This window comes from Rhodococcus sp. ARP2, assembly GCF_001029585.1.
GTDB lineage: Bacteria > Actinomycetota > Actinomycetes > Mycobacteriales > Mycobacteriaceae > Rhodococcus_F > Rhodococcus_F erythropolis.
Window position 1 is genome coordinate 192103 of the sequence record NZ_LEKE01000032.1, and the last position, 12623, is coordinate 204725.

At 62.6% G+C, this 12623-nt stretch carries 13 protein-coding genes and 1 riboswitch; of the genes, 9 read left to right on the forward strand and 4 right to left on the reverse strand.

The features are described 5' to 3' along the window. Positions 1–71: 71 nt before the first annotated feature. Complete coding sequence (locus ABX74_RS08440) at positions 72–1208, reverse strand: homoserine O-acetyltransferase MetX (RefSeq protein ID WP_020906986.1); 1137 nt, start codon at positions 1206–1208, stop codon at positions 72–74. After that, a complete protein-coding gene (locus ABX74_RS08445; protein WP_047888599.1) occupies positions 1205–2530 on the reverse strand; it encodes a bifunctional o-acetylhomoserine/o-acetylserine sulfhydrylase in 1326 nt (441 codons plus the stop codon). The genes ABX74_RS08440 and ABX74_RS08445 overlap by 4 nt, the downstream gene beginning before the upstream one ends. 143 nt (positions 2531–2673) lie before the next feature. Beyond that, positions 2674–2814: riboswitch (SAM riboswitch) on the reverse strand. A gap of 305 nt (positions 2815–3119) precedes the next feature. On the opposite strand from ABX74_RS08445, the gene ABX74_RS08450 reads away from it, so the two are divergent. From ABX74_RS08450 to yhjD, 7 genes are all read left to right on the forward strand, one after another. Beyond that, positions 3120–4343, forward strand: a complete 1224-nt coding sequence (locus tag ABX74_RS08450; protein WP_019747659.1) for an NADP-dependent isocitrate dehydrogenase — start codon at positions 3120–3122, stop codon at positions 4341–4343. 129 nt (positions 4344–4472) lie between these two features. After that, the gene (locus tag ABX74_RS08455; protein ID WP_021332495.1) at positions 4473–5681 is read left to right on the forward strand and encodes an MFS transporter; all 1209 of its coding nucleotides are present in this window, start codon (positions 4473–4475) and stop codon (positions 5679–5681) included. Positions 5682–5717: 36 nt separating this feature from the next. Next, entirely contained in the window at positions 5718–6563 is an 846-nt protein-coding gene (locus ABX74_RS08460) for an exodeoxyribonuclease III (protein WP_080909703.1), read from the forward strand. A gap of 26 nt (positions 6564–6589) precedes the next feature. Continuing rightward, entirely contained in the window at positions 6590–7123 is a 534-nt protein-coding gene (locus ABX74_RS08465) for a ribonuclease domain-containing protein (protein ID WP_047888600.1), read from the forward strand. Continuing rightward, complete coding sequence (locus ABX74_RS08470; protein ID WP_019747663.1) at positions 7123–7617, forward strand: barstar family protein; 495 nt, start codon at positions 7123–7125, stop codon at positions 7615–7617. Before ABX74_RS08465 ends, ABX74_RS08470 begins: the two co-directional genes overlap by 1 nt. Before the next feature lie 26 nt (positions 7618–7643). Beyond that, the gene (trpS, locus tag ABX74_RS08475; RefSeq protein ID WP_003941025.1) at positions 7644–8678 is read left to right on the forward strand and encodes a tryptophan--tRNA ligase; all 1035 of its coding nucleotides are present in this window, start codon (positions 7644–7646) and stop codon (positions 8676–8678) included. Positions 8679–8729: 51 nt separating this feature from the next. After that, positions 8730–9764: an inner membrane protein YhjD gene (yhjD, locus tag ABX74_RS08480; protein ID WP_020969131.1), complete on the forward strand. Its 1035-nt coding sequence runs from the start codon at positions 8730–8732 to the stop codon at positions 9762–9764. Here the strand turns inward: yhjD and ABX74_RS08485 are convergent. Further along, on the reverse strand, positions 9761–11074 hold the full coding sequence (locus tag ABX74_RS08485; protein ID WP_029254980.1) for a D-alanyl-D-alanine carboxypeptidase family protein: 1314 nt from the start codon (positions 11072–11074) through the stop codon (positions 9761–9763). The genes yhjD and ABX74_RS08485 overlap by 4 nt on opposite strands. Before the next feature lie 103 nt (positions 11075–11177). Here ABX74_RS08485 and ABX74_RS08490 point away from each other — a divergent pair, with 103 nt between their 5' ends. Both ABX74_RS08490 and ABX74_RS08495 read left to right on the forward strand, forming a co-directional pair. Beyond that, positions 11178–11576 carry a hypothetical protein gene (locus tag ABX74_RS08490; protein WP_047888601.1) on the forward strand — a complete coding sequence of 133 codons (399 nt, stop codon included), beginning with the start codon at positions 11178–11180 and terminating at the stop codon, positions 11574–11576. 121 nt (positions 11577–11697) lie between these two features. Then, on the forward strand, positions 11698–12270 hold the full coding sequence (locus ABX74_RS08495) for a dihydrofolate reductase family protein (RefSeq protein WP_019747666.1): 573 nt from the start codon (positions 11698–11700) through the stop codon (positions 12268–12270). A gap of 61 nt (positions 12271–12331) precedes the next feature. On the opposite strand, the gene ABX74_RS08500 is transcribed toward ABX74_RS08495, so the two are convergent. Next, positions 12332–12623 (reverse strand): aldehyde dehydrogenase family protein (locus ABX74_RS08500; RefSeq protein ID WP_144419566.1); only part of this gene is annotated, 292 nt, incomplete at its 5' end.

Sequence of the window (12623 nt, forward strand, 5' to 3'; positions counted from 1 at the left end):
CGGGAAAACCTGCAGATCAGCTGTGGTTTTCCCGACATTGACGGATCCTGAAATTGTGCCTCTGTGCCGGATCAGCGGGCCGTGCGTGCGAACTCCATCGTTCGGCGAAGCAGTCCGGCGACAGCGTCCGCCTCCGTCAGGAAGCCGTCATGGCCGTCTCTGGACTTGAGAATCTCGAGGCCCGTGCACGTCGAAATGCCGTCCGCGATCTCCTCCTGCAAACGAAGGGGATACAGCCGATCCGAGTCGACGCCGCCCACGACGACCGGCGCCGTGATCGATGCCAACGCCGCCGCAACGCCGCCGCGTCCACGACCGATGTCGTGCCGGTTCATGGCCTCGGTCAGGAGGACGTACGTGCTCGGGTCGAAGCGGTCGACCAGCTTGTCTGCCTGATGTTCCAGGTAACTCTGGACGGCGTATCGTCCACCGTTCCAAGGATTTTCGTCGTTCTGAGCGGAGTTCTCGAAGCGCGCGTCCAGTTCGGACTCGGTGCGGTACGTCAGGTGCGCGATGCGACGGGCGATGCCGAGTCCGGCGCGAGGTACCCGCCCCGTTCCGTGGTAGTCACCGCCCTGCCAATCCGGATCGGAGACGATGGCAGCGATCTGCGTCGTCTGGGTGCCGATCTGATCTGCGGTGGCCCGTGAACCGGTTGCGAGAACCAACGCGGAGCGAATGCTGTCCGGGTAGGTAACTGCCCATTCGAGGGTGCGCATGCCGCCCATGGATCCGCCGACTACCGAGGCCAACTGGCCGATCCCGAGGAGATCGACGAGCTTCTTCTCCGCCGCGATCTGATCCCGGATGGAGATTTCCGGGAACCTGCTACCCCACGGCTTGCCGTCGTCGGCCAGTGAACTGGGACCGGTCGTGCCGCGACAACCGCCGAGGACATTGGTTGCGATGACGCACCATTCGCCGGTGTCGATCGGTTCGCCGGCGCCGACCATCCCGTTCCACCAACCGGGGGAGGGCTGATTTGCGGAGATCGGTCCGGTGACGTGTGAGTCTCCGGTCAGTGCGTGCTCGACGAGTACGACGTTGTCGCGGTTCGGGGACAGCTCACCCCACCGCTGAACGGCGAGCGAAACCGAGGGGAGTACCGCGCCGCTCTCGAGTTCCAGGGCGCCGATGTCGACGAACCCCACCTGGCCGTCGGGCGGGGGAAGGAGGTCGATCCTGGGCTCCAATTCGTTCACGGTCACGAGTTTGCCACCGCAGCCAGGCCGACGGTGATATCGGCGACGATGTCGTCGATTCCTTCGATACCGACCGCGAGGCGAACGAGTCCGGGTGTGACACCGGAGGCGAGCTGCTCTTCGGGGGTGAGCTGCGAGTGTGTCGTCGAGGCGGGGTGGATGACGAGTGAGCGAACGTCGCCGATGTTGGCGACGTGGCTGTGCAGCGTCAGAGCGTTGACGAACGTCTTGCCCGCATCGATACCTCCGGGCAGCTCGAAGGTGACGATGGCGCCGGTTCCCTTGGGCGTCAGCTGCTTTCCGCGTTCGAACCATGGCGAGGAGGGGAGTCCCGCGTAGGAAACGGAGGCCACCTCGCCGTGGCCGTCGAGGAATTCGGCGACCTTCTGTGCATTGGACACGTGACGCTCGATGCGCAGGCTCAAGGTTTCGATGCCCTGCGCGATGAGGAACGCGTTGAACGGCGCCACTGCGGAGCCGAGATCGCGCAGCAGTTGGACGCGCGCCTTGAGTGCAAACGCCGGCGCGCCGAGGTCTGCGAAGGTGACGCCGTGGTAGCTGGGATCAGGCGTCGTGAAGTTCGTGTGGCGACCCTGCGTCCAATCGAAGGTGCCGCCGTCGACGATCACGCCGGCGATCGCGGTGCCGTGTCCGCCAAGGTATTTGGTGGCCGAGTGAACGACGATGTCGGCGCCGTGTTCGAGTGGGCGGAGCAGGTACGGCGTCGCGACAGTGTTGTCCACGATCAACGGAAGACCGTTCTCGTGGGCCAGCGACGAGATGCCGGGCAGGTCGAGGATGTGGTTCTTCGGATTGGCGATCGTCTCGCCGTAGAACGCCTTCGTGTTCGGGCGAATGGCTTCGCGCCACTGCTCGAGATCGTCGGGATCCTCGACGAAGGTGACTTCGATGCCCAGCTTGCGGAGGGTGTAATGCAAGAGGTTGTACGTGCCGCCGTACAGGTACGGGCTCGAGACGATGTGGTCGCCCGCCTCGGCGATGTTGAGGATCGCGATGGTTTCGGCAGCCTGGCCCGAGGAGAGGAGGAGTGCGGCGACTCCGCCTTCGAGGGCGGCGATGCGCTGTTCGACGGCGTCCTGTGTGGGATTCATGATCCGCGTGTAGATGTTGCCCGGCTCGGCGAGGCCGAACAGTGCCGCAGCGTGATCGGTGCTGTCGAAGACGTAGCTGGTGGTCTGGTAGATCGGCAGAGCGCGCGCATTGGTGGCGGTGTCCGCTGTCTGCCCGGCGTGCACCTGCTTGGTCTCGAACGACCAGTTCGCGGTTGGATCAGAAGTTGCTGCGGCGTCGGCTGTGTTGTCGGTCATGATTTGTTCACTCCAGTGGTCTGACGGATAGATGTCGGACGGGGGCGAAGGATCGCCGCCCCGTGCTGGGGTCTATCTACAAGTGCGACACATACTGAGTTACCTCCGTGGGGCTCGGCCCGGTCTGGGGTCCGTCCCTGTCGGACCCGCGCTTGTCACCCGAATTGCGGTGGAACTGCGTGAGCAGATCCACGTCGGGAAACCTGGTCATCACCCGGGGCACCCCACCGCGGTTGGAGGGTTGCCGTCCAGCGAGCCGGGGCTTGACGCTGGCACTCATGACCAAGTCGGATTCTACCGGGAAGTGAGCGCAGTCCTGACGCGGGGCGAATTGTGAGCCGCAACCGCACGCGAGACAGAGCGACGCAGCCCACTAGCAGGCAAAAGTTACTCGCGAGTAGAGACCGATGGGTGGACCTGCCGGTTGCGGCCTCACGGGTTAGCAGTACGCTTGTCTTGTTTGGGACTCATCTCCCGAGATCAGTCCACACCGTCTAGGTTTGATAATCGAACCGTTCGCGGACCCACTCACAAAGTGTGACCGCAACCGTGTAACCAGGGAAACTTCCTAGGAGGACGCGAAGCACCCATGTCCAAAATCAAGGTTGAGGGCACCGTCGTCGAACTCGACGGCGATGAGATGACGCGCATTATCTGGCAGTTCATCAAAGACAAGTTGATCCATCCGTATCTCGATGTGAACCTCGAGTACTACGACCTCGGTATCGAGTACCGCGACGAGACCGACGACCAGGTCACCATCGACGCAGCGCACGCGATCCAGAAGCACGGCGTCGGCGTCAAATGCGCCACGATCACGCCGGACGAGGCACGTGTCGAGGAATTCGGTCTCAAGAAGATGTGGCGTTCCCCGAACGGAACGATCCGCAACATTCTCGGCGGCACGATCTTCCGCGCACCGATCATCATCTCCAACGTTCCGCGACTCGTTCCGGGCTGGACCAAGCCGATCATCATCGGCCGTCACGCATTCGGCGACCAGTACCGCGCCACAGACTTCAAGGTCCCCGGCCCCGGCAAGGTGATGATCACCTACACGCCTGAGGACGGCAGCGCACCGATCGAGCACGAACTGGTCAACTTCCCCGAAGAGGGCGGCGTCGTCCAGGGGCAGTACAACTTCACCACGTCCATCCGTGACTTCGCTCGCGCGTCGCTCACCTACGGACTGCAGCAGAACTACCCGGTGTACCTGTCCACCAAGAACACCATTCTCAAGGCGTACGACGGTGCCTTCAAGGACATCTTCCAGCACGTCTACGAGACCGAGTTCAAGGCTGAGTTCGATGCCGCAGGTCTGACCTACGAGCACCGCCTCATCGACGACATGGTCGCTTCCGCACTCAAGTGGGAGGGTGGATACGTCTGGGCATGCAAGAACTACGACGGCGACGTCCAGTCCGACACCGTGGCCCAGGGCTTCGGCTCGCTCGGCCTCATGACGTCGGTTCTGCTGACACCGGACGGAAGGACCTGTGAGGCAGAGGCTGCTCACGGCACCGTGACGCGTCACTACCGTCAGCACCAGCAGGGCAAGCCCACCTCGACCAACCCGATCGCGTCCATCTTCGCGTGGACCCGCGGACTCGAGCATCGTGGCAAGCTCGACAGCACCCCTGAGGTCATCGGCTTCGCGCAGGCGCTCGAAGACGTTGTCATCAAGACCGTCGAAAGCGGCCAGATGACCAAGGACCTCTCGATGCTGGTCGGCGGCGATCAGGGCTACCTGACCACCGAGGAGTTCCTCGGCGCACTCGACGTGAACCTGCAGAAGGCCATGGCCGCGAAGTAGATTCACTGTTTCACCTTCTGATGGGACGTCCGGGAAACCGGGCGTCCCATTTGTGTTCGCGGTCTCACGTGAGTGAACTCACCCGCTCTCACTTGGAAGTTCAACCAGGTGTGAGACCACAATTGATCAGTGACTTCGTCTACCCTCTCCCGTTCTGACACCTCGACACCCGGGGTTCGTTCCGCCAGAGGTCCAGCGATGCTCGCTCTTGCCCTCGGCGGTTTCGGTATCGGCACAACCGAGTTCGTCGCCATGGGATTGCTCCCGGAAATGGCATCCGGGCTCGGCGTCTCGGAACCCATCGCGGGTCACGTGATCTCGGCGTACGCGCTCGGGGTTGTCGTCGGTGCTCCGCTGATCGCTGCTCTCACCGCACGGGTACCGCGCCGCACCCTGTTGATCGCACTCATGGTCGCATTCACCGTCGGCAATGCCGCTTCGGTCTTTGCGCCCTCGTACACGACGCTGATGATGGCTCGATTCGTCGCCGGATTGCCGCACGGCGCGTACTTCGGAGTCGCCGCACTGGTCGCCGCTCATTTGGCCGAACCAGGTAAACGCGCGAAGGCCGTGGCGATGGTGATGATGGGTCTGTCCGTGGCCAATGTGATCGGGGTGCCGGTCGCGGCCTGGATCGGCCAGGCACTCGGCTGGCGCAGCGCCTTCGCCTTGGTCGCCGTGATCGGGGTGGCAACCGTTGCTTCGCTGTTCGTCTGGATTCCGCGGTTGGACGGTATGCCGGTGACGAATCCGATCACCGAACTCGGGGCGCTGGGCCGCGTTCAGGTGTGGATGACCCTGATCGTGGGAATGGTCGGATTCGGCGGGATGTTTGCCGTCTACACCTACATCAGTACGACGCTCACCGACGTGTCCGGTCTCGGTGCTTCGTTCATTCCTCTGGCGCTCATGCTGTACGGACTGGGCATGGTGGCCGGCAACTTCGTCGGTGGATACCTCGCGGATCGCGCACTGATGAAGGGTTTGTTCCTGTCGATGGGATCCCTCGTGGTGATCCTCGCGGTCTTCGTGATCGCTGTACGCAATCCGTACACGGCGCTTGTCTTCGTCTTCCTCATCGGGCTTGCCGGGTCCTCGATGGTTCCTGGCCTTCAAACACGGTTGATGGATGTCGCCGAGGACGCTCAGACCTTGGCTGCGTCTCTCAATCACGCCGCGCTGAACATCGCCAATGCCTTCGGAGCGTGGATCGGCGGCGTCGTGATCGCTGCCGGTTACGGGTACACCGCACCGGCAGCGGTTGGGTCGTTGCTGGCCGTCGCGGGTCTCGTCGTGCTGGCGGTTGCGGTGATTCTGCAGCGTAGGGCCGTGCGCTGACCTGGGCGCCCATCCGCGTCGGTGGAATCGGCTACGGTGCTTGCCGTGCCACAAACTGCTGACTCCCACATTCTTGCGCCCCACACCATCACGTCCGTGAACGTCAACGGCGTTCGAGCAGCTGCCCGCAAGGGCATGCTCGACTGGCTGGAGAAGACGTCGGCGGATTTCATCTGCCTTCAGGAAACGCGTGCGTCGGACGATCAGCTTCGCGAGACTCTCGAACCAGCGCTCGGCAACGGATGGTTCCTCGTCTCCGCCGAGCCGTCCGCGAAGGGACGCAACGGAGTCGCTGTGCTTTCACGCACGGAACCTGACGCGGTGCGGATCGGTCACGGCGACGACGAGTTTCTCGACGCCGGTCGATACATCGAAGCCGACTTCGCGGATCTGACCGTCGCGAGCCTGTACCTGCCCTCCGGTGAGGCGCTCACGCCGAAGCAGGAGGAGAAGGAGCGGTTCATGGCGTCCTTCGCAGTGCACCTCGCCTCCACCGCTGCGGCGGCCGAGGCTGCCGATCGTCACGTGGTGGTCAGCGGCGATTGGAACATCGCGCACACCGAACTCGACCTCAAGAACTGGAAGACCAACAAGAAGTCTTCGGGATTCCTCCCCGAGGAGCGCGCCTGGATGGATCTGCTGTTCGCCGAAGATTCCGCGTGGGTCGATGTCTTCCGCACCCTCCATCCGGGTGTCGACGGTCCGTACTCGTGGTGGTCGTACCGCGGCAAGGCATTCGACAACGATTCGGGTTGGCGTATCGACTACCAGGTTGCCACCCGCGGATACGCCGAGCGGGCCAAGGTTGCCATCGTGGAACGCGCTGAGTCCTACGACCTCCGTTGGTCGGATCACGCGCCTGTCACCGTCTCGTACCGGTAGGAGCGCTCGTGCCTGAAGGACTGAAAATGCCGAGCGCAAAGACGCGCAACGCCATCATCACCGTCGTGGTGGCGGTGGTGGCGCTCGTACTGGCGGTAACCCTTTCTTCACGTGACTCCGACAGTTCGGCGTCGTCGGTTGCGAAGTCCTCGAGTGCCCAGTCCTCGACTGTTCAAGCCAAGCCGGGTGCTACCACCAAGGCCGCGCCGTCGAGTTCCGTGCCCTCGAGCTCCGCGCCCTCCAGCTCCGCCGTCAAGACAACGCAGCAGACGAACAGCGATGCGCCGACGCGCGTTCTCGCCACGCTCGTGGAGATCGACGCCGGGCGGTGGCCGGATTCCGCCAATGCGCCGGGCACCAAGGGCGGCATCACCTTCCGCAACAGCGAAGGGCGTCTGCCCGCTGTCGGTACCGGTGGCGGACGTGTCGTCTATCAGGAATGGGACGTCAACGCGAAGAAAAACGGCCAAGGTCGTGATGCCGAGCGAATCGTCACCGGTAACGACGGTTCGGCGTGGTACACCCTCGATCACTACGACACGTTTGTGAGGATTCGCTGATGTCGGACTCGTCTACGGTCAGCGTGGCGCAGTGGCTGGATCCGTCTTCGGATGTGGCTTCGGTGGCCCTGCAGAGCGACCCGGCCGTCGCAGATGATCTTGCACGTGAACTCCGTGGCGAGAATTTTGTCGTTCGGGTGGTTCGCGGCGAGAACATGCGAACAACGGCGCAGGTCTTCGACGAGTTCGCGGCAGCCTTCCAGTTTCCGTCCCACTTCGGGCGCAACAAAGACGCTTTCGACGATGTCATGCGCGATCTCGACGACGTACTCGGACTCGGCGCCGGATATGTAGTTGTGATCCGAGGTGCGGGTTCTCTACTGTCCGAGCAACAGGATCAGTTGGAGTGGTTCCGCGAAACGATGGACTTCTACACCGAAGAATGGGAACCCGTCGTTTTCCGGACCGTCTACCAGTTCGGTGCGGAGGACCTCACCACCCACGGTGAAGACCTCGTCGAACTCGACTACCCGGGCACCACGCCACTGCACTGATTTCCACTCGTGAAAAGATCGGAACCATGTCGACCCCTGCAGAACAGAAGCCCACCGCAAAGCCTCGCGTGCTTTCCGGAATCCAGCCGACGTCGGATTCTTTCCACCTCGGCAACTACCTGGGTGCGCTGCAGCAGTGGGTTCCGTTGCAGGACGATTTCGACGCTTTCTACTTCATTCCGGATCTTCATGCCATCACGGTGACGCAGGACCCGAAGGAATTGCGTCGTCGCACCAAGGTTGCGGTGGCTCAGCTCCTTGCGGTGGGGATCGATCCGGATCGGGCGACGCTGTTCGTACAGAGTCAGGTTCCCGAGCACGCACAGTTGGCGTGGGTCCTGAACTGCATCACCGGTTTCGGTGAAGCCAGCCGTATGACGCAGTTCAAGGACAAGTCCGCCAAGCAAGGCAGCGACAACGCCAGTGTCGGTTTGTTCACGTATCCGGTTCTGATGGCCGCGGACATCCTTCTGTACCGCCCGCAGCGAGTTCCGGTGGGTGAGGATCAGCGTCAGCACCTCGAACTCGCACGCGATCTGGCCGGCCGGTTCAACACCCGCTACGGCAAGGCGTTCGTTGTTCCCGAGCCGCAGATCATCAAGGGCACGGCAAAGATCTACGACCTGCAGGATCCGACCGCCAAGATGAGCAAGTCCGCCGCCAGTGCGGCCGGACTGATCAATCTGCTCGACGATCCGAAGGTGTCGGCAAAGAAGATCAAGTCGGCCGTCACCGACAACGAGCGCGAGATTCGTTTCGACCCGCAGGCCAAGCCGGGCGTCAGCAACCTGCTCACCATTCAGTCGGCTCTCTCGGGAGTACCGATCGAGACTCTGGTGGCCGGTTACGAGGGCAAGGGGTACGGCGACCTCAAGACCGATACCGCTGATGTGCTGACCGAGTTCGTCACCCCACTCAAGGCGAAGGTCGACGGTTACCTTGCCGACGAGGCAGAGCTGGATCGCATCATCGCGGCTGGAGCGCACCGCGCCCGTGAGGTGTCTTCACGCACTCTCGCCGCTGTCTATGACAAGGTCGGATTCCTGGCACCGAAGGGCTGACTTACGCGAATTCGGACTCACGACGCCTGACCGAACATGAGGGGGACGGCAATGGCTGACACGGACGACGACGCACCGAGCTTTCTCGAGAAGCAACGAGCAGCGCGACCCTGGCTCGATCATCTGGTTCGCGCCGCAGGACGTTTCCAAGAGCAAAAGGGCGATTACTACGCTGCGGGAATCACGTACTTCAGTGTTCTCGCATTGATTCCGATCATGATGGTCGCGTTTGCAGTGGCCGGTTTCGTATTGGCCGGGCATCCCGAGTACCTGGAGTCGATTCAGGAGCAGATCACCAAGAGCATTCCGGGCAGCTTGGGTGACACCATCAACACGCTGATCGATTCGGCTATCGACTCGCGCGCGAGCGTCGGAATCTTCGGTCTCCTGGGTGCCGCGTACGCGGGTCTCGGTTGGATGGCAAATGTTCGCGACGCGCTGACGGCGATGTGGGAGAGCAAGCGCGAGCCGAAGGGTTTCGTTCGTACCAAACTCGGTGATGCAGGGGCCCTCATCGGTCTGGCTCTCGCCATGGTCGTCTCACTGGGAATGTCGGCGCTGAGCAGCGGGCCGGTTGCGACTCAGATCGTGAAATGGCTCAACCTCGAGAACATCACCGGTGTCGGCGTGGGGCTCAGAGTCGTTTCACTGTTGCTCTCACTCCTGGCGACGTGGGCGGTGTTCCTGTGGGTGATTGCCCGGCTACCGCGCGAGCCTGTCACGCTGCGCAGCGCCGCGCAGGCAGCGCTTATCGCCGCGGTCGTGTTCGAAATCTTCAAGCAGGTAGGTGCGATCTACCTCGCGGCCGTCACCAGTGGCCCGGCGGGCGTGGCATTCGGCCCGATCATCGGTTTGCTCGTGTTCGTGTTCACGGCGTCGAGGATGCTGCTGTTCTGCACGGCGTGGGCGGCGACGACAAAGGAAAGTATGGCTCTGGCCTTCGTTCCGCCGCCGGATCCGGCCGTGATCTCGCCGCGAATCGTTGTCAGTGACGGAGCTTCACCGTCTCGCGTGGCTGCGTTGATCGCCACGGGTGCGGTTGCCGGCCTGGGTCTTTCGGGCTTCATGCGCCGTCGGCCGCGCTAGCGCCTTCGACGGTTCAGAGCAACGGCTCCCGCCACCAGTGCGATCACCACAACTCCGCCGACAGCACCGATGAGGATGCGGTCAGTGGTGTCCGACTCGGTGTCGGTAGCGGTGGGTGCTGCCGAGATCGAGCCGGGTGCAGCGGCAGACGGTGTGCGAGTGACGTCGGGCGTGGCATCGTCGGTCGATCGGTCCGTCAACGAGCCGACGGTTGTGCTCGCGGGGAGTGCATATCCGTAGTCGAGTAGACGGGCAGCCTGCTCCCACGGACGGATCGGCTTGGCTTCGCCGCCCATCAATGTCACCAGTAGTTTCCGGCCGTTGCGCTCCGCAGCACCGACGTACGTGTGGCGGGCGTCGTCGGTGAAGCCGGTCTTGCCGCCCAATGCGCCGTCGTAGTTGTAGAGCAACTGATTGTCGTTCGCGAGAGTGAATCCGGGGCGGTCCTGATCGTCAGGAATCGTCGGATCTTTGGGGAAGCCGGGAAACTCGACGGTTTCGGTATGGATCAGTCCGGCAAACGTCGGATTCTGGAGGGCTGTATGGAAGATTACGGCCAGGTCGTACGGCGAGCTGCTCATTCCCGGGCCGTCGAGTCCGGATGGAGTTGCCGTGCGGGTGTCGAGGGCGCCGAGTTCGGCCGCGAGCGCGTTCATTTTCGACACGGCTGCAGCGTCACCGCCGAGTTGGCGGGCAAGAGCGTGCGCGGCATCGTTTCCCGATGCCATGACCAGACCCTGCATCAGTTGCCGGTTGGTGTACTTGCCGCCCTTGCCGATGCCGACAGCGCTACCTTCAGCGTCCGCGTCTTCGGCAGTTGCGGTGATTTCGGTGTCGAGATCGAGTTCGTCGAGCGCGACGAGAGCCAACAGCATCTTGATGGTGCTGGCCGGTCGGTAGCGACCGTGCGGATCTTTCGCGGCGAGGACCTCACCGGTTTCGGCGTCCGCGAGTACCCATCCGGATGCCGCGATGTCGGCAGGGAGCGGGGGAGCGCCGTCAGGAAGTACGACGCCACACTCGCCGAGCTTGTCTCCACCGACGGGGCTTTCCGGAATCGGGACAGCAGTCGGGGCCGTGGATCCGGGCGCGGGTGCTTCGGAGAGATCGATCGCCGGCGCCGGGCTACTCGTGAACGGGCAGCTGTCGGTGTTGGGTGTTGTGAACGGTGCCTCGGTGGTGGTGGTGGGCGGCGGCGGGGCCGGTTGGGCGCCGGCCACTCCCGAGGTCCCTACGACACCGGTAAACGCAATGCTCCCTGAGAGCACTGTTCCGGCCACTGCCACTGCACACTTTCGACGCCACATCATCGATATACGAGGGTATGCGAACGTGAGGGAACGTCCGAATCGCCACGCAAGCAGAGGGATCGAAAACAGGCGATTCGGTTTGTACATCGGTCATAGTGGACGGATGAACCTCACAGTCATACGCGGACGCCTGACGCTCGCCGCAATGACACTCATCGGAACGTCAGCCGCCGTCGTGGGATGTTCCGGCGATTCGGAACCGTCGGCCGAGAGCCAAATCTCTGCCGTGGTCGGTCAGAGTTTCGAATTCATGGCCGAAAGGGACTGGGAGGCAGTGGACAGCACTCAATGCAGTTCGATGCGCAGCGAGAGCCCCCGGGCCGAAGAGTCGCCGTTCGACGACACGCTTGCGAGTCTGAGGTTGGACGGAGTGGAGAACATCGTCGTGAACGGGGATTCGGCAACAGCCAACACTCGCCATTACAGCACCGAGGATCCGTCCGAGATGATGCGCGAGGACATCACGTTGATCAAGGAGAACGGCGCCTGGGTTGTGTGCTGACGTCCTTATGTGGTGACAATCGAAGATCGCCGCCGATGAGTTCCACCACCACGCAGAGTCTGTAACAGTGGGGTAGTCGACTACTCGAATGGCGCACACGCACTGACGACAGGGGATCGGTATGGGCAAGATCGTGGTGACAGAATTCGTGTCTTTGGACATGGTCATGGAAGCGCCCGGTGGCGAACCGGGTTATGCGCACACTGGATGGGTCTTTCCGTACCAGGAGGGCGATCAGATGAAGTTCAAACTCGACGAAACCCTCGCCGCGGACGTGCTTCTACTCGGTCGACGGACCTACGAGAGCTTCGCCGGTGCCTGGCCTGAGCGCGAAGACGACCAAGGCTTTGCGGACAAGATGAACGAGATGCCCAAGTACGTCGTCACGAGTTCGACGGAGCCGCTCGAATGGAACAACTCGACGGCGCTCGACGGTCCCATCGAGGAATCCGTTCCGAAGTTGAAGGAACAGATCGACGGCGAAATCCTGGTCGCGGGAAGTCGGACGCTCGTCCACGCGTTGTTGCTGGCCGGTCTGGTCGACGAGCTGCGACTGATGGTCTTCCCGGTCATTCTCGGGTCCGGCGGGAGAGTGTTCCCCGAATCGGCCGACAAGATCGACCTCGAGTTGAAGGACGATCGTCGGTACGAATCCGGAGTTCAGGTGCTGACGTACCACCCCACGGTCGCGTAGACCTCTCGAAAACATCTGTGGCCGAGCCTCTTCGAGAGTCTCGGCCACAGATGTCTTGCGGCTAACTGTTTTCGGGGAAGCCGAGGTTGATGCCGCCGTGGCTGGGGTCGAGCCAGCGACTGGTGACGGCTTTACCTCGCGTGAAGAAATGAACACCTTCTGTCCCGTGAGCGTGGGTGTCACCGAAGAGGCTGTTCTTCCAGCCGCCGAAGCTGTAGTAGGCCATGGGAACCGGGATGGGGACGTTGATGCCGATCATGCCGACCTCCACCTCGTTCTGGAAGCGTCGGGCAGCGCCGCCGTCGTTGGTGAAGATGGCGGTGCCGTTTCCGTACGGGTTGTTGTTGATCACC

Bases quoted from the DNA above. Each gene is read 5' to 3' on its own strand.
- ABX74_RS08465 (WP_047888600.1), top strand. From the start codon at position 6,590: ATGCCGAGCGCAAAGACGCGCAACGCCATCATCACCGTCGTGGTGGCG.
- ABX74_RS08490 (WP_047888601.1), top strand. From the start codon at position 11,178: ATGAACCTCACAGTCATACGCGGACGCCTGACGCTCGCCGCAATGACA.
- ABX74_RS08495 (WP_019747666.1), top strand. From the start codon at position 11,698: ATGGGCAAGATCGTGGTGACAGAATTCGTGTCTTTGGACATGGTCATG.
- ABX74_RS08470 (WP_019747663.1), top strand. From the start codon at position 7,123: ATGTCGGACTCGTCTACGGTCAGCGTGGCGCAGTGGCTGGATCCGTCT.
- yhjD (WP_020969131.1), top strand. From the start codon at position 8,730: ATGGCTGACACGGACGACGACGCACCGAGCTTTCTCGAGAAGCAACGA.
- trpS (WP_003941025.1), top strand. From the start codon at position 7,644: ATGTCGACCCCTGCAGAACAGAAGCCCACCGCAAAGCCTCGCGTGCTT.
- ABX74_RS08450 (WP_019747659.1), top strand. From the start codon at position 3,120: ATGTCCAAAATCAAGGTTGAGGGCACCGTCGTCGAACTCGACGGCGAT.
- ABX74_RS08485 (WP_029254980.1), bottom strand. From the start codon at position 11,074: ATGATGTGGCGTCGAAAGTGTGCAGTGGCAGTGGCCGGAACAGTGCTC.
- ABX74_RS08445 (WP_047888599.1), bottom strand. From the start codon at position 2,530: ATGACCGACAACACAGCCGACGCCGCAGCAACTTCTGATCCAACCGCG.